At 31.6% G+C, this 24,328-nt stretch carries 24 protein-coding genes; 6 read left to right on the top strand and 18 right to left on the bottom strand.

Annotated elements, in window-relative coordinates; translation table 11 throughout:
- Positions 1-4: 4 nt before the first annotated feature.
- The 14 genes from JC605_RS04330 to JC605_RS04400 form a co-directional block, all read right to left on the bottom strand.
- Positions 5-1,465: a lipopolysaccharide biosynthesis protein gene (locus JC605_RS04330; RefSeq protein ID WP_198855028.1), complete on the bottom strand. Its 1,461-nt coding sequence runs from the start codon at positions 1,463-1,465 to the stop codon at positions 5-7.
- Between the two features lie 95 nt (positions 1,466-1,560).
- Complete coding sequence (locus tag JC605_RS04335) at positions 1,561-2,007, bottom strand: GNAT family N-acetyltransferase (protein ID WP_198855029.1); 447 nt, start codon at positions 2,005-2,007, stop codon at positions 1,561-1,563.
- Between the two features lie 662 nt (positions 2,008-2,669).
- A complete protein-coding gene (gene atpG, locus JC605_RS04340) occupies positions 2,670-3,530 on the bottom strand; it encodes an ATP synthase F1 subunit gamma (protein ID WP_198855030.1) in 861 nt (286 codons plus the stop codon).
- Positions 3,531-3,618: 88 nt separating this feature from the next.
- Positions 3,619-5,196, bottom strand: a complete 1,578-nt coding sequence (gene atpA / locus JC605_RS04345; RefSeq protein ID WP_111368389.1) for a F0F1 ATP synthase subunit alpha — start codon at positions 5,194-5,196, stop codon at positions 3,619-3,621.
- Positions 5,197-5,224: 28 nt separating this feature from the next.
- Entirely contained in the window at positions 5,225-6,757 is a 1,533-nt protein-coding gene (locus JC605_RS04350; RefSeq protein WP_198855031.1) for a hypothetical protein, read from the bottom strand.
- A gap of 9 nt (positions 6,758-6,766) precedes the next feature.
- On the bottom strand, positions 6,767-7,303 hold the full coding sequence (gene atpH / locus JC605_RS04355; RefSeq protein WP_198855032.1) for an ATP synthase F1 subunit delta: 537 nt from the start codon (positions 7,301-7,303) through the stop codon (positions 6,767-6,769).
- Between the two features lie 4 nt (positions 7,304-7,307).
- A complete protein-coding gene (locus tag JC605_RS04360) occupies positions 7,308-7,808 on the bottom strand; it encodes a F0F1 ATP synthase subunit B (protein WP_198855033.1) in 501 nt (166 codons plus the stop codon).
- Between the two features lie 90 nt (positions 7,809-7,898).
- Complete coding sequence (gene atpE, locus JC605_RS04365) at positions 7,899-8,096, bottom strand: ATP synthase F0 subunit C (protein ID WP_008465835.1); 198 nt, start codon at positions 8,094-8,096, stop codon at positions 7,899-7,901.
- Between the two features lie 34 nt (positions 8,097-8,130).
- The gene (gene atpB, locus JC605_RS04370) at positions 8,131-9,306 is read right to left on the bottom strand and encodes a F0F1 ATP synthase subunit A (protein WP_198855034.1); all 1,176 of its coding nucleotides are present in this window, start codon (positions 9,304-9,306) and stop codon (positions 8,131-8,133) included.
- A gap of 569 nt (positions 9,307-9,875) precedes the next feature.
- Positions 9,876-10,103 (bottom strand): AtpZ/AtpI family protein, encoded by a 228-nt coding sequence (locus tag JC605_RS04380; RefSeq protein ID WP_095930601.1) that lies wholly within the window; start codon positions 10,101-10,103, stop codon positions 9,876-9,878.
- Positions 10,081-10,482: a polymer-forming cytoskeletal protein gene (locus JC605_RS04385; RefSeq protein ID WP_198855036.1), complete on the bottom strand. Its 402-nt coding sequence runs from the start codon at positions 10,480-10,482 to the stop codon at positions 10,081-10,083. The genes JC605_RS04380 and JC605_RS04385 overlap by 23 nt, the downstream gene beginning before the upstream one ends.
- Positions 10,483-10,494: 12 nt before the next feature.
- Positions 10,495-13,104: a tetratricopeptide repeat protein gene (locus JC605_RS04390; protein WP_198855037.1), complete on the bottom strand. Its 2,610-nt coding sequence runs from the start codon at positions 13,102-13,104 to the stop codon at positions 10,495-10,497.
- A gap of 90 nt (positions 13,105-13,194) precedes the next feature.
- Positions 13,195-13,890 (bottom strand): ABC transporter ATP-binding protein, encoded by a 696-nt coding sequence (locus tag JC605_RS04395; protein ID WP_198855038.1) that lies wholly within the window; start codon positions 13,888-13,890, stop codon positions 13,195-13,197.
- A 39-nt stretch (positions 13,891-13,929) separates the two neighbouring features.
- Entirely contained in the window at positions 13,930-15,390 is a 1,461-nt protein-coding gene (locus JC605_RS04400) for a DUF5687 family protein (protein ID WP_198855039.1), read from the bottom strand.
- A gap of 128 nt (positions 15,391-15,518) precedes the next feature.
- On the opposite strand from JC605_RS04400, the gene JC605_RS04405 reads away from it, so the two are divergent.
- From JC605_RS04405 to JC605_RS04415, 3 genes are all read left to right on the top strand, one after another.
- Positions 15,519-16,571: a 2Fe-2S iron-sulfur cluster-binding protein gene (locus JC605_RS04405; protein WP_198855040.1), complete on the top strand. Its 1,053-nt coding sequence runs from the start codon at positions 15,519-15,521 to the stop codon at positions 16,569-16,571.
- 161 nt (positions 16,572-16,732) lie between these two features.
- Positions 16,733-17,041, top strand: a complete 309-nt coding sequence (locus JC605_RS04410) for a hypothetical protein (RefSeq protein ID WP_198855041.1) — start codon at positions 16,733-16,735, stop codon at positions 17,039-17,041.
- Between the two features lie 141 nt (positions 17,042-17,182).
- Positions 17,183-17,617 carry a hypothetical protein gene (locus tag JC605_RS04415; protein WP_198855042.1) on the top strand — a complete coding sequence of 145 codons (435 nt, stop codon included), beginning with the start codon at positions 17,183-17,185 and terminating at the stop codon, positions 17,615-17,617.
- 207 nt (positions 17,618-17,824) lie between these two features.
- On the opposite strand, the gene JC605_RS04420 is transcribed toward JC605_RS04415, so the two are convergent.
- Both JC605_RS04420 and JC605_RS04425 read right to left on the bottom strand, forming a co-directional pair.
- On the bottom strand, positions 17,825-18,835 hold the full coding sequence (locus tag JC605_RS04420) for a glycosyltransferase family 9 protein (RefSeq protein ID WP_198855043.1): 1,011 nt from the start codon (positions 18,833-18,835) through the stop codon (positions 17,825-17,827).
- Positions 18,836-18,875: 40 nt separating this feature from the next.
- Positions 18,876-19,481 carry a DUF4254 domain-containing protein gene (locus JC605_RS04425; RefSeq protein WP_198855044.1) on the bottom strand — a complete coding sequence of 202 codons (606 nt, stop codon included), beginning with the start codon at positions 19,479-19,481 and terminating at the stop codon, positions 18,876-18,878.
- 110 nt (positions 19,482-19,591) lie between these two features.
- Between JC605_RS04425 and upp the strand changes: the two genes are divergently transcribed.
- Entirely contained in the window at positions 19,592-20,245 is a 654-nt protein-coding gene (gene upp, locus JC605_RS04430) for a uracil phosphoribosyltransferase (protein WP_198855045.1), read from the top strand.
- On the opposite strand, the gene JC605_RS04435 is transcribed toward upp, so the two are convergent.
- The gene (locus JC605_RS04435) at positions 20,240-21,169 is read right to left on the bottom strand and encodes a DUF6427 family protein (protein WP_198855046.1); all 930 of its coding nucleotides are present in this window, start codon (positions 21,167-21,169) and stop codon (positions 20,240-20,242) included. The genes upp and JC605_RS04435 overlap by 6 nt on opposite strands.
- Positions 21,170-21,310: 141 nt before the next feature.
- Between JC605_RS04435 and JC605_RS04440 the strand changes: the two genes are divergently transcribed.
- Positions 21,311-21,541 (top strand): uracil phosphoribosyltransferase, encoded by a 231-nt coding sequence (locus JC605_RS04440; RefSeq protein ID WP_198855047.1) that lies wholly within the window; start codon positions 21,311-21,313, stop codon positions 21,539-21,541.
- Between the two features lie 42 nt (positions 21,542-21,583).
- On the opposite strand, the gene purD is transcribed toward JC605_RS04440, so the two are convergent.
- A complete protein-coding gene (gene purD, locus JC605_RS04445) occupies positions 21,584-22,858 on the bottom strand; it encodes a phosphoribosylamine--glycine ligase (protein WP_198855048.1) in 1,275 nt (424 codons plus the stop codon).
- Between the two features lie 135 nt (positions 22,859-22,993).
- On the opposite strand from purD, the gene JC605_RS04450 reads away from it, so the two are divergent.
- Positions 22,994-24,304, top strand: a complete 1,311-nt coding sequence (locus JC605_RS04450; RefSeq protein WP_198855049.1) for a phenylacetate--CoA ligase family protein — start codon at positions 22,994-22,996, stop codon at positions 24,302-24,304.
- The last annotated feature ends 24 nt before the right edge of the window (positions 24,305-24,328 follow it).

The raw sequence follows: 24,328 nt of genomic DNA on the forward strand, positions 1-24,328 counted from the left end.
CGTCTTATTTTCTTTTCATTATTCCTTTTATAGTATCTTTTTCAAAATGGTAAACCATATACATAAAGATTAAAAGAAGTGGGATTCCAACATAATATTTTTCTCTAAATCCGTAAAATGAGATTACTGAAAATACTATTGAAACACCTAAATAAGCACCAATCTTGTTCATATCATAAGGAATCGGATAATATTTATTTCCTAAAACATAAGAAATAAGCATCATACTTCCGTAAGCCGAAATGGTTGCAATTGCAGAACCATAATAGCTGTATTTTGGAATTAAAAGATAATTTAAAATCAAAGTTACAATTGCTCCTACAATAGAAATATAAGCCCCAATTTTTGTTTTATCAGTCAGTTTATACCAAACCGACAAGTTGTTATAAATTCCCAAAAAGAAATTTGCCAAAATAATTAAAGGCACAACTTTCATCGCTTCCCAATACGATTTATTATCTAATAATAAATACTTTAAAAGATCTGCAAAAACAATTACACCCAATAAAATCAATGATCCTAAAATCACAAAATATTTGGTTATAACAGCGTAAGTCTGTGGTGCATTTTCATTTTTAGCATGACTAAAAAAGAATGGCTCAATTCCTAATCTAAAAGCTGTCGCAAAAAGAACCATAAATAATCCTAATTTGTAACAAGCAGAATAAGCTCCAACTTCAGATTTTGCAAGGTTTTCAGGAAGTAAATATCCTAATAGGATTTTATCAAAATGCTCATTTACTGCAAAAGCCAAACCTGCCACCAAAATCGGAAGTCCGTATTTCATCATTTTCTTCCAAAGCACTGGATCGAATTTTCGTTCAAGCGAAAGATAATTTGGAGAAAGCACAATAAAAGTTGCCAAACTTGCTAAAAGGTTTGCAATGAAAATGTAAGCAATCTGGAAGTTTTGTACATATAAATTATCCCAAATAGAGTTCGGATTTGCTTCTGCCAATTTTGGAAGATACATCAGGAAAAATATATTCAGTAATAAGTTTATAACAACATTTCCAATTTTGATTGCCGCATAAACCATAGGTCTCTGATTAGCTCTAAGTTTAGAAAACGGAATTAAAACCAATGCATCCAAAACTAAAATCCATACCGAATAAGTAATATACTGAACATCGACTTCTGCTAAATTTGCCAATGTATTTCTAAAAATCAAGCCTGCAAAAAGAAATAGAATAGAGGTCCAAAAAATAGAAATAGTAGAAGTAGCAATTACGTTTTTCTTATCATCTTCTGCACTGTAAAACCTAAAAAATGCAGTTTCCATTCCGTAAGAAAGAACCACATTAAAGAAAACCATCCAAGACAATACAATCGAAACTTCACCATACTCAGCTGTAGGCAAAATCCCTGTATATAATCTCACTAATAAAAAACTTAGCATTCTTGGTAAAACTGTCGCCAGTCCGTAAATTGCTGTTTGCTTGAATAGATTTTTATATAATCCCAAAATATAATTCTAATAATGTTTATAAGACAAAAATAACCATTTCTTTTGTTTAATGGTGCTTTTGTTGATGCAATAAAGAAAACTTATGATTGTTTTTAGACAGTCATTTTCTTTTCATCTAAAATTTTGACAAAATGAAATCCTTTCGGAGCATAACCCTGATTATAATAAAATCGATGAGCTCCAAAATTTCCTGTAAATGCATCCAAAACTATACTGCTGCAATTTAATTCTATTGCCTTCTTCTCTATATAATCGGTTAACATTTTTCCTATCCCTCTAGATCTAAACTCAGGATTAACAACAAAATTGTCGATTTCTAGATATTTTCCTGTCCAAAGTTTTGTCGCAGACCAACAACCAGTAAGTCCAAGACAAGTATCATTTTCAAATACCGCAATCTGTATATAATTATGCGGAACCATTTCAGAGAGAAATAATTGATATTTTTCAAGCGAAATATTCGGATATAAAAATCGAATCGTATTTATCTGAGCGACCATATCTTCAGCGGTAGTAAGCTCTCGTATTTGTAAAGTCATTGTATAAAAAAGAAATAGAATTCAAAAGTACTTAAAATAAAAACTAAGAAATAGACGTTTAATATTTGAAAAATAAATTAAACTTAATAAAAAAAGAAAAACACAAAATATACTCGCACTTAAAACCTTTATATCTAGATAATTATAATGTGTTTTTTATCAAAACATGTGAAATATATAAAATTTAATTAAAAATTATGTAACATTTTTTTTACAGTCTTTATTTAAATTTGTTTCAAAGGGAATGAGAAAGCTAGATACAACCCTTATAAAAAAAGAAGCACTGGGACTGATAAAGCTTGTTTGTTCCCATAAAAGACAAAGCATAAGGGATTGATTCAGCTGCAGTAACCCTAAAAAAACAGAGCACTGGGACTAATAAAGCTTGTTTGTTCCCATAAAAGACAAAGCACAGGGATTGATTCTGCTGAAATGTAACCCTTAAAAAAACAGAGCATTGGGATTAATAAAGCTAGTTTGTTCCCATGAAAGACAAAGCACGCAGAGTTATCTGTCTATTTTTATAAAATGGTAGTGATTCTCAACTTAATTGTAATTTGAGAATCACCATTTTATAAAATTATTTTTAAAAAAGAATAAAACTTCCAATAAAAAGAAAAGCCAGCTAACGCTGGCTTTTCTTTTATATATTATGGAATAAATTATCCATTTAAAGCTTCTGCTCCACCAACGATTTCCAAAATCTCACTTGTAATCGCAGCCTGACGAGCTTTGTTATAAGTTAATTTCAATTGGTTTCTCAATTCAGTAGCATTATCTGTTGCTTTATGCATCGCAGTCATACGTGCTCCATGCTCAGAAGCAAATGAATCACGGATACCTTTGTATAATTGTGTTTTTAAAGACTTAGGAATTAAAGCCAATACAATCTCTTCTTTTCCTGGTTCAAAAATATAATCTCCAGAAGTAGCAACTGCATCAGTATTAATAGGTGCTAACGGTAAAAACTGTTCTACTTGAACAATCTGAGTCGCAGCATTTTTAAACTGATTGTAAACCAATTCAATTCTATCGTATTCTCCAGTTAAAAACTTTTGAGTTAAATTATCAGCAATTCCAGCAACATTTTCAAATGTTAAATGATCAAAAATTGCATTATGATGACCGTGGATTTTATGCGTTTTAGCTAAAGCATCTCCACCTTTTTTACCAATGGCAAAAACGTCAACTTGCTTTCCAGCATAAAACTCTGTACGGTTTTTAATCTCTTTAATAATATTTGAATTGAAAGCACCACATAAACCTCTGTTTGAAGTTACAGCAACTAACAATACTTTTTTTACTTCACGTTGTGTAGTGTAATCTCCTCCTATTTCACCTTCTAGTGTAGCAGAAAGATCTTGCAATAACTCCGTTAATTTCTCGGCATAAGGACGCATTGCAGTGATTGCATCTTGTGCTTTCTTAAGCTTTGCAGCAGAAACCATTTTCATAGCCGATGTAATTTGCATCGTCGATGAAACGGAAGTAATTCTATTACGGATTTCCTTTAAATTTGCCATCTATTAATTAGAAAATGTGACAATTTTGAAATTAGATAATTAGAATAATGATTACATTTTCTAATTATCTAATTTACCAATTATCTTATTAGTTATATTTTGCTGAAACTTCTTTTGCTGCTTTTTCGATAACGTCAGTAATAGCGTCATCTAATTTTCCAGCTTTCAAAGCATTAAGTGTATCTTTATGTTTGCTGTTTAAGTAAGCTAAGAAATCTGCTTCGAATTCTTTTACTTTATTAACAGGAACATTTCTTAACAAGTTTTTAGAACCAGCGTAGATAATTGCTACTTGGTTTTCAACTGTATAAGGATCATTTAAACCTTGTTTTAAGATCTCAACGTTTCTTTTTCCTTTTTCAATTACGTTTAAAGTAACAGAATCTAAGTCAGAACCGAATTTAGCAAAAGCTTCTAATTCACGGAATTGAGCTTGATCTAATTTTAAAGTTCCCGAAACTTTTTTCATTGATTTAATCTGTGCATTACCTCCAACACGAGATACAGAGATACCTACGTTAATTGCAGGACGAACCCCAGAGTTGAACAAATCTCCATCAAGGAAAATTTGACCATCTGTAATAGAAATTACGTTTGTTGGGATATATGCAGAAACGTCACCAGCTTGAGTTTCGATAATTGGTAATGCAGTTAATGAACCACCACCTTTTACGATAGATTTGATAGAATCTGGTAAATCGTTCATGTTTTTAGCGATACCATCATCAGCGATTACTTTACAAGCACGCTCTAATAAACGAGAGTGTAAGTAGAAAACGTCTCCAGGGTAAGCCTCACGTCCCGGTGGTCTTCTTAATAAAAGAGAAACCTCACGGTAAGCAACAGCTTGTTTAGATAAATCATCATAAACAATAAGAGCTGGACGACCAGAATCTCTAAAATATTCTCCAATTGCAGCACCAGCGAATGGAGCGTAAACTTGCATTGGAGCTGGATCAGAAGCATTAGCTGCAACAATAACTGTATAAGCCATTGCTCCTTTTTCTTCTAACATTTTAGCGATTCCTGCTACAGTTGAAGCTTTTTGTCCAATTGCAACATATATACAGAATACAGGTTTTCCTGCATCGTAAAATTCTTTTTGATTTAAGATTGTATCGATACAAACAGTAGATTTTCCTGTTTGACGGTCACCGATTACAAGCTCACGCTGTCCACGTCCAACTGGGATCATAGCATCAACTGCTTTTACTCCTGTTTGTAATGGTTCAGTTACTGGCTGACGGAAGATAACTCCAGGTGCTTTTCTTTCTAAAGGCATTTCATATAAGTCTCCACCGATTGGTCCTTTTCCATCAATTGGAAAACCAAGAGTGTTAACTACACGCCCTACCATTTGCTCACCTACTTTAAGAGAAGCAATACGTTGAGTTCTTTTTGCAGTAGATCCTTCTTTAAGTCCAGTTGATGGTCCTAATAATACAACCCCAACATTATCCTCTTCAAGATTCAATACGATACCTTCCATACCGTTATCAAATTCTACTAACTCTCCATATTGTACATTAGATAGCCCGTAAACACGAGCAATACCGTCTCCAACTTGAAGTACTGTTCCTACTTCTTCTAGCGTAGCACCAGATTCAAAACCTTCTACTTGCTTTCTTAATATTGCTGAAATTTCAGCAGGTTTTATTTCCGCCATAATTATTATTTTTACCTACTTTTACTTTTTATTTAAAATTAGAATATAAATCAACTAGATTTTTTAAGCCCTCCAAATTGCTGTAGTCAATTTTTTCCAAATCACTACTAGCAACAGAATCTCCTACATATTCTTTTAACTTACTTAAAAATTTATCTTCTTTACCTTTTTTTACTAAAATCTGAAATCCTTTTTCTTGCTTCGGTACTTTAATCACATAAGTGTTTGATGGTATATCCTGATAGATGCTCATCTTATCTGTAACTTGTACTTCTTTAAAATACTTCCAAGATGCTGAAGCTAAAGACACTCCTGCTAAAGCTCCTAAATCAAGAGCTGTATTGTCTTTTGGCGCAACATTTTCAATTTTTACCAAAAGAGCTCTGTATTTTGTTTCTGTATTGTCATCATTATAGACACCAAACATTACGTTTTCTTTTGCTTTGAAATTGAATGTTCTTAAATTTCCTTTTTCATTTGGACCAAAAACCGTTACCAGTTTCCCATCACCACCGCTATCTAAATCTACCATACCATTGCTAGATTTTGGAACAGCGATTCTTTCAAAATCAATAGTTACTTTTCCTTCTGTTTTTTCACCTTTTGGATCAATAGCATATCCTTTTTTATCAAAAATATTAGCTGAATTTTTCTTAGCTTCCTCATATTTAGCCATCTTGTCAGCATTTTGAGCACTTAAAAGTACTTCTGCCTCACTTAAGGTCATAAATTTTTGACCATTTAAATACGAGTTATCTACAACTTCTTTAACTAATCTTTCAGTATCAGCTGCGCTGCTTCTGCTTGTATATTCGAAAGATGGCGCATAAGTAAATGTTTTATTTGACTCAGTCAAAGCTACTACCATTTTTCCTCCTCTGTCAACAGCTTTAACCAAAGATCTTCCGCTTAATGACAAAATATCAACATTCAAAACTGGATAAGGAGATGAATCTTGTTTCCAAGAAACAACATATTTTGCTACCACTTTAGACATAAACTCTTTACGCTCTGCATCACTATATTTTGACGTAAAAGCATCTTCAGGAACTTCACCAGAAAAAACCAATTTTTCAGCTGTATGAATTTGGTAATTTAAAGTGGCTAATTGTTTCGCATCAACTTTACCTGCTTCTTTTACTTTTTCTATTTCTGCAGAAATACTCGGGCGTTCTTCAGCAAAAAAAGCATCAAGATTTTCAATACCTTTTGCAGTGAAAATTGTATACTTTTTAGCAAGAAGCTCTGCTATTGCTTTTTTATAATTTAATGTAAAAGACAATAACTCAAAGTTTACCTCTGTTTTTTTAGACCCATCTAAATTCGTAACCACTAACCAGCTTTTAGAATTTTGAGCATCAATTTTATGTGTTTTCAAATTGGCAACAATCCCTGTCGAACCATCTAATGATGTATATGTAAATTGTGTACCTGTTTTATCTTTATCGACCTTAGCAATTGCAGTACCGTCAAATAAAATTTTGTTATCATCTTCTTTGATCTTTTGACCAAACGATAGAAATGATATACAGAAAACAAATAAAATTAAAAAATTCCTCATAGGTTAGATTTAGTTTTGGGTTAACTCTCTTTTTAATACTTGTAATCTGTTAGCAACTGAAGCGTTGTACTGATTATCTCCTATTCTTAAAATAAATCCACCAATAATTGAAGGATCTACCACATTTTCAATTGTAATTTTTTTATCTGATAACGTTGCAACTTTTGCTAAAACTTTAGCTTCTAAAGCAGCATCCATTGGAATTGCTGTTGTAACTTTCGCTACTTCAACACCATTACTTTCATCAAATAATTTATTGTATTCTAATGCAATTGCATGTAGAATTTCAAATCTTTTGTTTTCGAATAATAAACGGAATAATCCTTTTGTCACTCCATTTACATCTGCAAAAACTTCTAAAAGAGCACCTTCTTTAACTTCAACTGTTGTTGTTGGGTTTTGAATAAATGTACTCAACTCTTCATTAGTCTCAATTACATTAGCAATTGATTTCATATCGTTATTGACAGCTTCGGCAACACCTTTAGAGTTTGCTAAGTCTAGAATTGCTTTTGCATAACGAATTGCTGCTCTTGTACTTGCCATAATCTTAGTTTAACTTTACGTCACCTAACATTTTCTCAACCAATTTAGTTTGAGATTCTTTGTTAGATAATTCTTCTTTCAATAATTTCTCAGCAATACTTAATGATAGAGAAGAAACTTGAGATTTCAATTCTGCCATTGCAGCATTTTTTTCACTTTCGATAGCAGCTTTAGCTTGTTCGATCATTTTTTGACCAGCTTCTTGCGCTTCGTTTTTAGAATCAGCAATCATTTTCTCTTTCATTTCGCGAGCTTCTTTCAACATCGCGTCACGTTCAGCACGAGCTTCATTCAAAATTCTTTGATTGTCAGCTTGTAAATTTTCCATTTCTCTCTTTGCGTTTTCAGCAGAAAGCAATGCATTTTTAATACCTTCTTCTCTTGCAGTAATAGATTCCATAATTGGTCTCCAAGCAAATTTTACTAAAAGTAAAATCAAAACTACCAAGATTAAAGCTTGCCAGAAGAATAATCCGAATGAAAAATCGTTAATTAACTTATCCATTTTATATAACTATATTAAATATTTAATTTCTTTTTTAAAAGTAACAACATCTTTAACCAACCGTTAAAGATGCTGTTATTTCTCTCTTTATTATTTTCCTAAGATTAAAGCAGCAAATGCTAAACCTTCTAATAAAGCCGCGATAATAATCATCGCAGTTTGAATTTTACCAGCAGCTTCTGGCTGACGAGCAATAGCGTCCATAGCAGATCCACCGATTTTACCTAAACCTAAACCTGCACCGATTACTACTAAACCAGCACCTACTAAAGTTGGAATTGTTCCCATAACTATTTATATATATAAAATTAAACTTCTAAAATTAAATAATCGCAGTTTCGTCTTCGTGGTGGTGAGCATGATCATGATCTTGAACTGCCATACCGATAAACAATGATGATAACATTGTAAAGATGAACGCTTGCAAAAACGCAACTAAAATTTCAATAACAGAGATAAACAATGTCAATCCTAATGAGATTGGCAAATCTGCTGCTAAATTTTTTCCAACAAAAATCATTGCAATCAAACTCATAATTACTACGTGACCTGCAGTAATATTTGCGTACAAACGAATTAATAATGCGAATGGTTTTGTTAATGTTCCTAAAATCTCAATTGGAGCTAAGATAATTTTCATTGGAACTGGTACTCCTGGCATCCAGAAGATGTGACCCCAATAATCTTTGTTTGCACTAAATTGAGTAATGATAAATGTAAAGGCTGCTAGACAAACTGTAATAGCAATGTTTCCTGTTACGTTGATTCCTAGCGGAGTCATTCCTAATAAGTTCAAGATCCATACAAAGAAAAATACAGTTAATAGGTAACCCATATATTTACGGTATTTTTTCTCTCCAATATTTGGAACTGCAATTTCATCTCTAATGAAAATTACAAGTGGTTCTAAAACTCTACCAAATCCAGTTGGGATTGGTCCTTTTTTATATGATTTTGCTAAACCAGTAAACATTAATAATAATAATACTGATACGAAAAGCATTGAAACAACATTTTTAGTAATAGAAAAATCTAATGGCTTTTCATTTTCTGGATGACCGTGCTCATTAAAAGTAATTGTTCCGGCTGCATCTGTTTTGTAAATTTTACCGTGAACTAATTTGTAGAAGTTTCCATCAACTTCTGCAACTGTTTCTCCAAAGTGGAATTTTGAAGAAGAAAAAACTTTAAGACCACCATCAATTAAAATAACTGGTAATGGAAAACCGTAGTGTTTGTTTTCTTTCTCATCTTGAAAGAAAACAAAATCGTGAGAATCTTGTAAGTGGTGATCAATAAATGCATCAACTTTTGCCTTTGGATCTAGAGCAACGTGCTCTCCTTCTTCGGGAGCATTATGTGAAACTACTTTCTCTTCGTGAGCAGTTTCAGTTTGTACATGCGTCGAATCATTCTCTTGATTTGCAAAACCCATAATAGGTAGAGAAGCTACAAAAGCTGCAAGAATAAAGCTGAGTGGTTTGTTTGAAATCACCATATCGTGGAAAATCTTATTTTTTTACGTTTCTAAAATTTGGTGCAAAGGTACATTTTTTATTAATATTCAAAAGGATATGAAAAATTATTTTTAAACCTTGTTTTAAAGAATTGTTATTTTAACGCTTTTCATTTAATAATCGGGCAGTTAAAAGCGTCTGAAATAACAAAAACAGCACAAATGTTACAAAAAAACTAATTTTTTCAACATCGCTCTCCCCTGTTTTGTTTTTTAAGATTGGCTGCAAAACTAAATAGGCTAATAACATTTGTGTAAAGGTTCCGAATAAAAACGTCATTCCGACGATTTCAAAATTCTTCTTTTTTACTACTAATAATATAAGGTATAATAAAGACGAAATCGCGAAGAAAGAAAAATACAGTAATTCTAAACTGTAATGAAAATTCTTCGTACTAATTTCACTAAAGAAAAAAATTGCTTTATGAATAATATAAGTCCCTAAAGCAAGGCCAAACAAATAAAAAAACGGTTTGTAATTTTTTAAAAGCATTTGAAATAATTTTTGTGCAAAGATGCAACTTTTATCTCAAGGCTTTTTTATTTACAAACTACTTTGTTTTATTGATATCATTTACTTGTCGGATTACATTATACAATGCAACTCCAACACCGGCTAATACAAAAATGGTGTTATAATATACTTTGGGGCTTGGATGTTTCTCATCAAGCCAAGTTCCGAAATAAGAGAATACAAAAATGATTACTCCCATTTGAAAGGGAATGTTAATAAATGCCAACCATTTATTTCTCCTATTATTGTTCGGCTCCTTTTCCATCTTCTAACATTATAACTGTGTTTGAATGTGCAAGCATCGTGCAGGTTGCTGTAAAGTCGGCACCTGGTTCTATCGAAAGTTTTCCTACTGCAACTTCTCCATGTATTTGAGCAGTCGATTTAATATTAAGGGTTTCTAGAACTTTTATTTTTCCATGAAACTCTCCTTCTATATCTGCATTGTTACAAATTATTTCTCCTTTAACAACTCCTTTTGCCCCAATCACTATTTTGCCTTGCGAAGTAAAATTTCCTATCAATTCGCCATCTAATCTAAAATCGGCTTTAGAGACTATATCTCCTACTATTGATGTTCCTTCAACAATTCTATTTGTTTTTCCTAATTGTTCAGTTCCGTTTTTTTTTACTTTTTCAAACATGGCGGTTAAGATTTAAGGGATTTTTGGGCTAAGATATGTATCTAGATTTTTTTTAATTTGAACAATTTTATAATTGTCATTTGATATAATTATTGCTTGATCTGGGATTTTATATTTCTTATCATCTCTGAAAACTCCAGCAACATCATTTGCATAAGCCTCAGATTTTAAACCATGAATAACTACAAAACTTTCTGTTTTATTGTATTTATCCAATGATGTTGTCAATCTTTCGTAATTTTCAACTAATAAAAATACTCTAATTGCTTCTTCAATTCTTTTAACCGCCTTTGTATCGTTATTATTAACTCGATACACTATTTTCCAGTTTTTAGTGTCTGTTGTTGTAAAATTAAGTTTCTCTAAAATAGGAACCTGTTTTTCTAGAATTTCTCTTGCATTTTTACCTTCTTCACTATTCGGATAATTATCAGCTACATTCTCAAGTCCTTTTTTGTAAGCTTCTAAACCATATACTTTTCCTTGAGCGTTAGCCTTTAGCAATTCGTATTTTGAAACAATATCATCTCCAGAATATTGGTTAATTAGATTGTCAATATTTGCCAAGACTTCGTTAAACTGTTCTTGCTCAAATAGTTTATACCATTTTTGATATTCTTTGTCTGGACTAGAATTTGGATCTTCTTCTTTATTGTTTAAAATATGAGCATATCTCGAATCTGGATATTTTGAAGATATCTCTGTTTTTATAGCTTCAGCTTTTGCTGGGTTTGTAATTTGATATATTTTGTATAAATTATACATTGATGGCAATACCAATTTTTCTTCAGGATTATTTTGAAGTAATTGTTCTAGCTTATCGCTTGCCAAATTATATTCTTTAAACTTCTCCTTATATATAAGTCCCAATTGATAGTATGAAAAGTTTCGTTCTTTACCAATGCTATCCATAGCTGTTTGCGAAGTTGGAAGCTGTTTTACATAATAGGCTACAGTATATTTTTCTGGTACAATGGTATCTTTTAATGCGTTAGCAACTTCTTTAGTTGCAATAGAATCATTCATCGCATCATTATTAATGGCTCTCATTCCTGCCAATCTCCAGTTTCCGGCCATAGTTCTGTTACCCCACATTTTTTTAAACTGTAGTTTTCCATAGGCAACGGTTGTAGGGTTATAAAAATAGAATGTACTTGCGTTATCATTTCCTCCGGGCGGCACGATCCCTTCTGGTTCAATTGATTTACCTAAAGATTGCGGGTTTACTGCTCCATTTCCTGGAATTCCCGATTGAGAATTTCGATCGATATTGGCTAATCGTTCTTTTTCTTTTTCTTCTAAAAGTCTTTTTTCTTCGTCTTTCTTTTTAAGCTTTGCAATATAACCTTCAAAATAATCTTTCTTTTCGCTTGGTGGCAAATTGTATACCTTAATAATACTATCATTGCGTTTTGCGATAGCTTCGTATTTAATTACGTCATCAAGATTTTTTCTGTTTTTTTCTATAAAAGCAAATTCTCTGGTTTTAGGATCCAGTTTTACCAAAGTACTATCATAATACTTTGCTGCCATAGAATAATCTGTGTTTTTAAAATACATGTTTCCGATGTTTCTGTAAGCAGATGCCATCAAATAGGGATCTTTAGATTTTCTGCCTAAAGATTTATTGTAGAAGAATAATGCATTTTCTTGATCTTTCTTTTTATCATAATAAACTCCCATTTCATAAAAAAGAACATCATAATAAGGACGATTTTCACGATCAGTCACCAATTTATTAAATGTTTTTAAGAAAATCGTATCATTATCTTTCCCATAATCAAACATTTGTGCTTTTTTCGCGTAAGCGTGCATCATATACTTACGATCTGCTTTTCGATTTAAATCAATAACAGCATCATAGAAATAAATGGCGCTGTCACGTTTTCCTTCTGCCTGATACATCTGACCAAGTATAAAACGATACCTTGCGCGTTCTTCATTCTTTCTTGTAAATTGTTCTGCAACTCTAAGTCTAGAAACAGCACTGTCTTTTTGTTCCAGATTAATAAAAGCTTCTGCCAAAAGAGCGTTGGCATCAGCATAAGTCTGTTTATCTAAATCTGTTTTTTTAAGTAAAATTTTAATATTCTTAAGAACAATCGCATCGTTTCCTAAACGCATATTGGTTTTTTCGCGCCAAATTTTTGCGGTATAAATATTATTACTTTCTGGATATTTGTATAAAATATAATTGAAAGCCTCAATTGCTGGAATGAAACGTTGGTCGTAATATCTCGCTTTTCCTAGCATAAGATACGCTTCGTCAATCTGCCAGTTTCTTTCTCTTCCTCCAATATTCATGGAGTGTTTCTGAATGGCTTTTGTAGCTTTGGTTTCTGCCTTTTCAAAGTCAGGATTTTTAGTTTTTTCCCCTTCAGAAAAATTTTCATCAAACTGCATTTTTTCAATTGGCAGTATCTTCCAAAAATTATCTTCGTTATTAGCCTGAATTGACTTTAAACCTTTTTCTAGACCAATTCCTCCATTATAAAGAATGTTATATTTTGTCCCAATCGAATGAGAACTTCGAGCCAAAAAAGTATTTTTTTTGGTAGAACAAGCTATCAAAAAGAATAAAAAAACGAGAGTAAAACTATATTTAAGAGTATTCTTTTTCAATAGAAAAGAGTTTAAAACAGATAACTACTAAAAATTGGTTTTAGTATATTCACTTGTAAAAATACGCTTCTTTTTGAAATATAGAAATTCTTACACAGCAAAAAACAATTCTAGTTCTTGTAAGGTCTCTTTTGAGGTCTGAATGTCTTTGACAATCTCCCCCTTATTAAGAGCAACAATACGATTACAAACCTCGACAGTATGTTGTAAATCATGGCTTGAAACTAAAACCGTTACGTTTGGATCATCGGCTAATTCTTTGATTATTTTTTTTAGTCGGCTCACCGTTGTTGGATCTAAATTTGCAAAAGGTTCGTCTAAAATTACAACTTCTGGATTTCCAATAAGAGTAGCAATTATTCCCACTTTCTTTTGGTTTCCTTTTGATAAATCACGAAGATATTTTTTATTCTTTAAAATTTCTCCGTTAAAAAATTCCTCGTGCTTCGCCAGCAAGGCATCAATATCTGCCTTATTCTGATTGCGTAAATCTCCGATAAAATAAAAATATTCTTCTGGAGTTAAATATCCGATAAGAAAATTTTCATCTAAAAAAGATCCTGTAAAAGATTTCCAGTTTTCACTTGTATTCACCTGAATATCATTACTTTTTATATATCCTGTTGAAGGCTGGATTAGGTCTAAAAGCAAACTGAAGAAAGTTGTTTTTCCTGCTCCGTTATTTCCTACCAACCCAAAACTTTGTCCTTTTGGAATTTCTAGATTATTAATATTTAAAACTGTTGTTTTGTTATATGTTTTTGAAAGCTGATGTACTTGTATCATGGCAATGTTAGGTTTATTTTCTAATGGACAAATTATCAATTAACTCTTTTGTTTATAAGCACTTATTGTACTATATTTTTCTCTTTTGTATATCTTTTCTATTAATGAAAACACTTTTTCTTTAAAGATAAAACCCAAGATTCCTACTCCTGCAACTAAGGCTAATGCAACCGTTTTATCTGCATAATGCAAACCAAACCAATATAATATCGATGGCAGAAATATTTTTGGCAATGACAATAACATTGCATTAACATTAAACACTTTTTTATCAGAAAAAGCACCGCCAGCATTACTTAAATCAATTGGCGTTTTGGTAAAAGCGCCACCCAGAAGCACTAAATGAGAATTGACTCCTATATTATAAATTGCTCCAACTACAACAATTAGATAAGTTTCCCAACCATATAAAAGATAAAAAGAAGCAAGTATTGTTGAAATGAAAGTTGCAATTACAACAAGCCACCATTTTGCAGTAATGTAACCTCTATACGGAATATTCTGCGTCATCATTAATTGATAGTATGAACTGTCCCAACTCGGTACAAATTGTCCAAATACAAATAGAAATCCGCCCGAAACAAAAATTCCAGCAAAAATTTGCATAGCAGGCGGCTGATTCATGTTTCCGAAAAAAATCAATCCGTAGAATAAAAAGATAACACTCATTACTATAGTGGTTTTGGATCTTTTATTTCTTTTGATGAGTTTAATGTCATTTTTAAGAAAAGTTCCCAAAGTCCCGAATTGATTCAGCCACGAAAGATTTTCTGTAGAAGCAACATCTTGTTTTACAGAGAGTCCTGCATCGAGATATAAATTCTTTTCAAAGTATTTAAAAGTAAAATAATGCAGTGTTATTAATACTAGAATCGGAATCAAAAACAATCCGTCTATTTCATAAAAACTTTGAAAAAATGGCGTTGTAAACTTTGTAATATCAAATAATTGATAATATTGTGCACTTCCTAAAACTATAATCAATAATAGAAAAAGAGCAAATAATCTGTCAATATTACTCAAAATAATATTTAGAAAATTGTTGATATAAATAATAGACATTACACCCAAATGCCAAAAAATAATCTGAACAACATCATATCCGTTTAAAATTAGAACAACAGTAAATGGAACAAAAAATAAGGCATGTATCCAATTAAAAAAAGATAAAATCGTTTTACCTAAAGAAAAATGAACAATGGTCGTTTTTTTTAAAGGAAGAACTAGCAAAGGTTTGATATTTAGAACAGGAATTGACTGTAATAACAATCGAATCATCAAATCGGCTAGAAAATAATAAATCAGAAATTTGTTTAAAGTCACCAATGGTTCCAATTTCATTTCTTTAAGCATATAAAATGCTCCAACTCCCATACCAATAAAAATTAAAGAAAAATAGATCATCAAAAAACCTATTACAATTTTCATTGCCAGATTTTTACCGAAAGATGCCGATCTAGTAAAAGCCTTCCATTCGAGATAAATAAACTTCTTAATCATGGTTTATGGTTTAAGTATTTTTGTAGTAAGAGCCCAAATGTAGGAAAACGTTACAAAAAAAGTTAAAAAAAATAATTTCGTGCTAAAATTTTAATAGTGGTTTGCTACTTTTGCATAAAAATTCTATCATGCCTTCATTCTTAAAACTTATAATTAAAGAGGTTAAAAGAGAAACTGCAGATGCTGTTTCTATTCTTTTTAATGTTCCTGAAGAACTAAAATCTGACTATAAATTTATAGCAGGTCAATATATAAATTTAAAATTAACTCTTGACAATCAAGAAATTAGACGTGCATATTCTATTTGCTCTGCACCAGACAGCGGCGAATTAAGAATTGCTGTAAAAGCAGTAAAAAATGGTCTTTTTTCTCAGTTTGCCAATACTAAATTAAAAGCAGGAGATGTTCTTGAAGTAGGCCAGCCAGAAGGTAAATTTACTTTTGAACCAGATGCTGAAAGACAAAAGAACTATGCGGCATTTGCTGCAGGAAGCGGAATTACTCCGGTTCTTTCTATCATAAAATCAGTTTTAAAGAATGAACCAAAAAGCTCATTTGTATTGGTTTACGGAAATAAAACTCCTGAAAGTACAATCTTTCATCAAGAGCTTCACGATTTGCAATTGCAATATGTAGGAAGATTTTTTGTGCATAATGTATACAGCCAAGCAAAAGCTGAAAATGCTTTATTTGGACGAATTGAAAAATCGGCTGTTAATTTTGTTTTAAACAACAAACACAAAGAACTTCAATTTGATAAATTTTTCCTTTGCGGGCCAGAAGAAATGATTAATACTGTTTCTAATGTTTTAAAAGAGAAAAACGTAAAAGAATCTGCTATTAAATTTGAGTTGTTTACATCTTCTTCTGAAGAGCACGAAATTCAAGGTTCTCAAGAAGGACACACAAAAATTACTGTTTTAGTAGACGATGAAGAGACTACTTTTGAAATGTCTAAAAAACAAACAATTCTTGACGCAGCTCTAAAACAAGGTGTCGACGCTCCTTATTCTTGTCAAGGCGGAATCTGCAGTAGTTGTTTAGGTCGTGTTACGAAAGGAACCGCAGAAATGACGAAAAATTCTATTTTAACAGATGGAGAAATTGCTGAAGGTTTAATTTTAACTTGTCAAGCACATCCAACTTCAGAAACTATTTATGTTGATTACGACGACGTTTAGTCGTATTAAATTCCAATATCAAAAATTCCAAATTCCAACTTTACAATTGGAGTTTGGATTTTTTTTTGTTTAATTGCGTTTCTACTCTTTGTCAAAGTTTAAAACTTTGAAAAAGATGTAACTTGGAATTTGGAATTTAAAAAATTGAAAATTAATTGTTTATGAAATCTGTACGAGAAATTTTTAGAAATAAGGAATATCTTCTGGATGAGCCAGAAGTTGGCAAACTAGCTAATTATTGTGAACAGCTTCAGGATGAAATTGTTGAATTAAAATTTCAAAAAACTGACAATAAAGAACTTGCCTTGCTCGACATGATTAAAGAAGTTATAAAAGGATGCGATAGCATTGAAAGAGAACAAATGGAACACGAACGCTATGGTTATGACGCACCGAATTATCAGGAAACCATTGCAAATCTAAAAAGTTATATTTATCGACGTTGTCGTGATGAAAAGATTTGGCTCTAATTGAAATAAAAGCAAAATTTTATCAAAATATTGCCGAATTTTTAGTAAATTAGAGGTAAAATTATAGCAATCTCAATCTCATTGTTTTGAGATTTTACAGAGCTACATCAAATTTGTCAAACATTTAAAAAATTAAATATCATGACAGCTCACGTACAACACTTTCATCTCTATCTATTTATTATGCTGGTTGTAACTGCTTCGCTGTGCGTTCTGGCGGTTATTATAAAAATGAAAAACAGAAAAGGCCCTAAGTTGCTTGAAAGAGAAAAATACAATTCAACTTTGACCGACAAAATGGTAGAAGTAAAAAAGACCGATTCGAATGTTTTTAATATTTGGCCTTATGTAAGCAGACTTAAATCGGCTAAAATTTTATCCAAAAAAATTAAAGATCAAGACTTAATCTATAAAGTTTATAGAGATCCATCTCAAAAATTTGAGCATATTCTATTGTCAACTGAAGATAAAAATAACTTTGTTTCCATTATAGTAAACAAAAAAAGAAAAAAAACAATAGGATATTCTTTCCTCGATTCTAATGAAAAATATGATTTAAGCAAAAATATTGCTTAAATCATTGTTCATCGCAAATACCCCAGCGGGGTAAAATATTTATAGAATCACAATAAAACAAAAGAAAAAAGCTCCAGCGGAGCGACATGTTTTTTTATAATAATGTCGCTCCGTTGGAGCTTTAATATTGTAGACGCTATTTTACTATAAATATTTCGCTTCTCCGAAGCTTATAAAAAGTGATGTCTTCTAGTTTATTCTAATCCTTCATGAAAGTTTCTCTACAACCTTGTCAACAACCTGCTGTGGTAAAATTGTTCTCATGGCATCTTCATATCCTTCGACAATTTTGTTTCCATAAACTGAAGTTGGTAATTTTAGATATTGATTTCGGTCTGAAGTTAAAGCATCTACCATCTTCTGGTTAAACGGCAAAAATCCTGCGTACGGATGCGTCGCGCCCCAAAGCGTAACTACTTTTACACCCAACATTGCTGCGATATGTGCATTTCCAGAATCCATAGAAAGCATCACATCAAGATTGCTGATTAATTGTAATTCCTGCTGAAATTTAATTTTTCCAGCCATATTTATTACATTTTCAAATGGTTGTGCAAGAGAATCTAAAATTTCGATTTCCTTCTTTCCTCCACCAAAAAGTAAAATCGTCTGATCTTTATTTTCGGCCAATTTTGCAATTACTTCCTGCATTAAATCAAGAGGATAAACTTTAGAATCGTATTGCGCAAAAGGCGCAATTCCAATTAGTTTTCGATAATCGTGTCCAATTAAATCGTTAATTTCTGCACTTAAGTCTGCTTTTTTAGGAAACTCCGGATGAGACAAATCAATAGAAAAACCAAGTTCTTGAAACACTTTTACGTGTCTTTCAAACATCGTTGGCAATTGCTTGAAAATCTTATTTTCAGCACGTGTTAATTCTTTTTTACCTTCTCTTCCTTTATCAACAGTTGCTCTTTTTTTTCCGCTTAAAGCGAAAAGCAAACTCACGACCTTAGATCTCAAAACATTATGAAGATCAGCAAATGCATCAATCTTCAGTTTTTTTATATCTCCATATAAGCGTAAAAGCCCAGGAAATCCTTTGTGTCTTTCTTTTTCATCAAAAGCAAAAAACTCAAGATTAGGAATTCCGTCAAAAAAAGGTTTGAAAAATGGACGAGAAATAACGGTTAGTTTTACCGTTGGATATTGTTTTACAAAAGCTCGTAAAACAGGAACCGTCATGGCGACATCTCCCATTGCGGATAGTCTCATGACGGCTATATGCTTAATTTTGCTAGACAAGTCTGCCAAATTATTTTTTATTTTGATATAAAACTGGGTTCAAATCGTCGTCGTTGTACATTTTCATTTGTTTGTAAACTTTCATGAATTTGTCACCGTTTTCGATATCTGTCAATAATTCTTCAATTGCTGTAGATAAATCTGTTCTTTGCTCTAAAAGAATATTTAATTTTTCCTGACATTTATCTCTGTGTTCCTGAGAAGCTTCAGCACGATTAGCTTCTTCATGCATGTGATAAATTTTTAAAGCCAAAATAGATAATCTGTCAAAAGCCCAAGCTGGGCTTTCAGAATTGATTTTTGCTCCTTCTTTTACTTTTACATCACTATATTTCTGTAAAAAGTAGCTATCAATATATTCCACCATATCAGTACGTTCCTGATTTGATGCATCAATTCTTCTTTTTAAAGTTAATGCTGCAACTGGATCAATCTGTGGATCACGAATAATATCTTCAAAATGCCATTGAACAGTGTCAATCCAATTTTTTAAATATAACAAATGCTCGAACTTATCTTTTGGATAAGGATTATTGATCGGCTGATCTACATTATCAAACTGGTGATAATCTTTGATGCTTTGCTCGAAAACAGAATATGCTAATTTTGAAAACATGTTTTTATTTTTTTATGAAACAAAGATACTTTTTATACTTTTATACTTTGAAAAAAAACATTAATTTTTCAATTATTCCTAATAAACAATTGATCTTCTAAAAAAATATTATGAAAATCCATTATATCTCTGAGAACAACAGTGTATTAAATCATTTTTTAGGTCAGATCCGAAATGTAAAGGTTCAAAACGACAGTATGCGTTTTCGTCGAAATATTGAACGTATTGGAGAAATCATGGCTTATGAATTGAGTAAAATTTTACCTTACAAAGAAGTTGAAATTCAAACGCCTTTAGGAATTAAAAAGACGACAGAAATTGATGCAAATTTGGTACTATGTCCAATTTTAAGAGCTGGATTGCCTCTACATAATGGTTTTCTAAATTATTTTGATCATGCAGAAAATAGCTTTGTTTCTGCCTGCAGATATCATCCAAATAATGACGATGAATTTGAAATTCGAGTTGAATATCAGGCAATTTCTGACTTAAATAATAAAACAGTCCTTCTTCTTGATCCAATGCTGGCCACTGGACAATCAATTGTTGCGGTTCATGAAAAATTAATAGAAAATGCTACTCCAACAGAAATTCATATTGTTGTTGTTATTGCAGCTCCAGAAGGAATTGATCACCTTGAAAAAAATCTTCCAGAAAACTGTCATCTATGGGTTGCCTCTCTAGACGAAAAACTAAATGAGAAAAACTACATTGTTCCTGGACTTGGAGATGCTGGCGATCTTGCTTACGGAAGTAAATTATAATTGAGAGAAAAAAGTAAATAAACTACACACAATCAGAGTATAATAAACAATCTCGTTATTAAGTTTCTGTTGCATGTATTCTACATGACTTGTTGCCATTATCGTTAATGGTGCAATACTGAATAATAATAAATCATTGCTTTTATTTGGCGAAATGATATAAACAAAAGCAGCTATAAAAAAACAAGCTACAACTTTCTTGTACGAAGAATGTACAATTTGAGGCCTGTTTGATAGCGTCATTAGCATCGAAGTAACAAAAAATAACGCTACAGCGGTGTAAATTGAAAGTGCTGCGTTTTCGTAATTATTTTTAAAATAATCTATTCTAAAATCGATTACAGCTTTTTCTTGGATGAAAGCTATTGCATCAATATTTAAAATTAATGATGTCATATAGAATAAAATAGTTACGGCCAAAAGCGCTATAAAAGGCAGAACCCAGTTTCTATAATCTCTTGAAACATGAAAAATAATAGATATATAAACTAAAATTATAAAGAGAATACTCCAAAATTGAAATAAAGAAGCTACAAAAATCCAAAATGCGGCATCAAATATTTTTTCTTTTGATGCTTTAAGAGATTGCAATGAAATTAATCTTCGAAGTGCCAATAAAATGAAAAAATTGGCATAGATAACATTTGAGTTATTAAAAATCGTTGGGAAAAATAAAATAAACAATAAGTAAAAAAGTATCGAGTAACCGTTGTCTTTACTGAGTCCGTTCTTTTTTACAATGAAATTAATCATAAAAAAAGAAGCCAAAATAAAGCATAACAAACTCACTTTTTGAAACGCCAAAAAATAAGAAGTAACCCAAGATGGGTCTTTAATTTGGAACATAAAAAAGAAAACCAGTATTAAAATTACAACCAATGAATAATTTAATGGCGTAGATTTTTTAAAAACACTTGTTATCATAAGGATATTTTATACTTTTGTGATTGTAAAGATAATACTTGTTTAAAAGGAAAGACCTAACAAGTTGAAAAAAGATTTGGTTCGCCGAATTTTATCTTCAAGGCATTACACAACAATAAATAACATATAATTTTTAAAATTATGACAGCTTTTTTTGAAGGAATTCAATACCTATTCGTTAACATTTTGTTTGCTCCTCTTGACTTTTTACGTCATTTAGAATTAAAAACATGGTTTGGTGCAAACACTATTAACTGGATTTTTATGATCATCTGTGCATGCGCAATCGTTTATTGGATTAAACAATTACGTATTTTTGATGACGCTGGAACAGAAAACCAAGATACAACGGCTCATTCATTTTTAAAATAAAAAACCAAACCCTTTAATTAAAAAGGGCTGGTGAATTTATTTTTAGATTAAATCGAAACCGATATCTTTTCTAAAATACATCTTATCAAAGCTTAGTTTATCTATGTTTTGATAAGATTTTTTTATGGCCTCTTGGAAATTATCTCCGTAAGATGTCACAGCAATTACACGTCCTCCATTAGTAACGACATTTTCGCCATCTAATTTTGTTCCTGCGTGAAAAACTATAGAATCTTCAATATTTTCTAAACCAGAAATTACTTTTCCTTTTTCGAAATCTTCAGGATATCCGCCAGAAACTACCATTACAGTTGTTGCACTTCTTGGATCAACTTCTAAATTAAAGTCTCCTAATTTCTGATCTGCAACAGACAAGAATAATTCAACCAAATCAGATTTTAATCTCGGAACCACAACTTCAGTTTCAGGATCTCCCATTCTTACGTTGTATTCAATAACGATTGGTTCGTTTTTAACATTGATTAAACCAATAAAAACAAAACCTTTATATTCGATTCCGTCTTTTTGGAAACCTTCGATTGTTGGTTTTACAATACGAGTTTCAATTTTTTCCATCAAAACAGCATCAACATAAGGAACTGGAGAAACTGCTCCCATTCCTCCTGTATTTAAACCTGTATCTCCTTCTCCAATTCTTTTATAATCTTTTGCAGTTGGAAGAATTTTATAACTTTTTCCGTCAGTTAAAACGAAACAGCTTAATTCAATTCCATCCAAGAATTCTTCAATAACCACTTTTGAACTTGCTGTTCCAAATTTTGCATGAACCAACATGTTTCTTAATTCCGTTTTGGCTTCTTCAAGATCTTGAATGATCAAAACACCTTTTCCAGCAGCTAATCCGTCTGCTTTTAAAACGTAAGGAGGCTGTAAAGTTTCTAAAAACTCACATCCTTTTTCAACTGTTTCAGCTGTGAAACTGTCATAAGCTGCAGTTGGAATGTTATGTTTCATCAAGAATTCTTTTGCAAATTCTTTACTTCCTTCTAATTGCGCACCTAATTGAGATGGCCCAATAACCGGAATATGTTTTAAACTTTCATCGTTTTTAAAATAATCGTAAATACCTTTTACCAACGGATCTTCCGGTCCTACGACTACTAAACTTATATTTTCTTTAAGTACTAATGCTTTCACTGCTTCAAAATCAGTTGCAGATATTGCAACGTTTTCAGCAATTGCAGCAGTTCCTGCATTTCCAGGTACTACAAAAAGTTTTTCGCAAAGCGGACTCTGTGTCATTTTCCATGCAAAAGCATGCTCTCTTCCGCCTGATCCCAATAATAAAATTGTCATGGTGTTGTTGTATTTAGTTGTGGTGCAAAAATACTTGCTTTTGCACGTAAAAAATAATTAAATCTTCAAAAAATTGTTGGTTCTACATTGTTAGTAATTCCTAAACCTTATTTTTGACGAAAATTTTTCTGAAAAATGATTCGCCTTTTTGATATTTCCCTTCAAATAAATGGTTTTCCGATAAAGAAAGCTAAAGCCGAATTGGACAAAATTGTTCATTTTTCTGAAGAAGACTTTACGGTTTTTCTCGAAAACAAAAAGAAGGAAATTGTTGATTTTCATCTTAAAAACAATTCTTTTTATGCAGCATTAGCTGGAAATACGACTGCCGAAAATTGGGAAAATCTTCCGATTTTAAACAAACAGAATTTACAAAAACCCCTTGAAGAAAGACTTTCAAAAGGTTATTCTAAAAAATCTGTTTATCTCAACAAAACCTCTGGATCAAGCGGAACTCCTTTTGTTTTTGCCAAAGACAAATATTCACATGCCTTGACTTGGGCTTCCAATATTATGCGATTTGGCTGGTTCGGAATTGATTTTAATCATTCGTATCAAGCTCGTTTTTACGGAATTCCAATGGATTTTATTGGCTATCAAAAAGAACGTTTCAAGGATTTTTTGACACATCGATTTCGTTTTCCAGTTTTTGATTTATCTGATGAAGTTCTAGAAAAATTTTTTCAAAAATTCAAAACAAAAAAATTCGATTACCTCAACGGTTATACAAGTTCTATTGTTTTATTTGCCAAATTTTTACAACAAAAAAATATCGTTTTAAATGAAATTTGTCCAACTTTAAAAGCTTGTTTTGTCACTTCGGAAATGCTCTTTGAAGCGGATAAAAAACTGTTAGAAAAACAATTCGGCATTCCGATTATTAGCGAATACGGCGCTTCTGAATTGGATTTGATTGCTTTTGAAAATCCGCAAGGCGAATGGCAAGTAAATGCAGAAACTTTGTTTGTAGAAATTTTAGATGAAAACAATAATCCTGTTCCACATGGAACAGAAGGAAAAATTGTGATTACGTCTCTATTCAACAAAGCAAATCCTTTCATTCGATATGAAATTGGCGATATTGGAATTTTGGATGAAAAAAGTACGCCTCAAAAACCAATTCTTAAAAAACTTATCGGCAGAACAAATGATGTTGCAATTCTTCCAAGTGGGAAAAAATCGCCAGGTTTGACCTTTTATTATGTAACTAAAAGCATTATTGAAGATGATGGAAACGTAAAAGAATTTATCATCAAACAAACCCAAATTGATACTTTTGAAATTGAATATGTAGCTGAAAAAGAATTAGTTTCAGAACAAATTGAAAAAATAAAACAAGCAATTGATTTGTATTTAGAACCCAATCTAAATTTCACTTTTACTCGAAAAACAGTTTTAGAAAGAACCAATCGCGGGAAACTGAAACAGTTTAAATCTTATTTGTAAATAAAATATTACATTTGTTTTTTA

Source organism: Flavobacterium sp. IB48 (genome assembly GCF_016405855.1).
Classification (GTDB): Bacteria; Bacteroidota; Bacteroidia; order Flavobacteriales; family Flavobacteriaceae; genus Flavobacterium; species Flavobacterium ginsengisoli.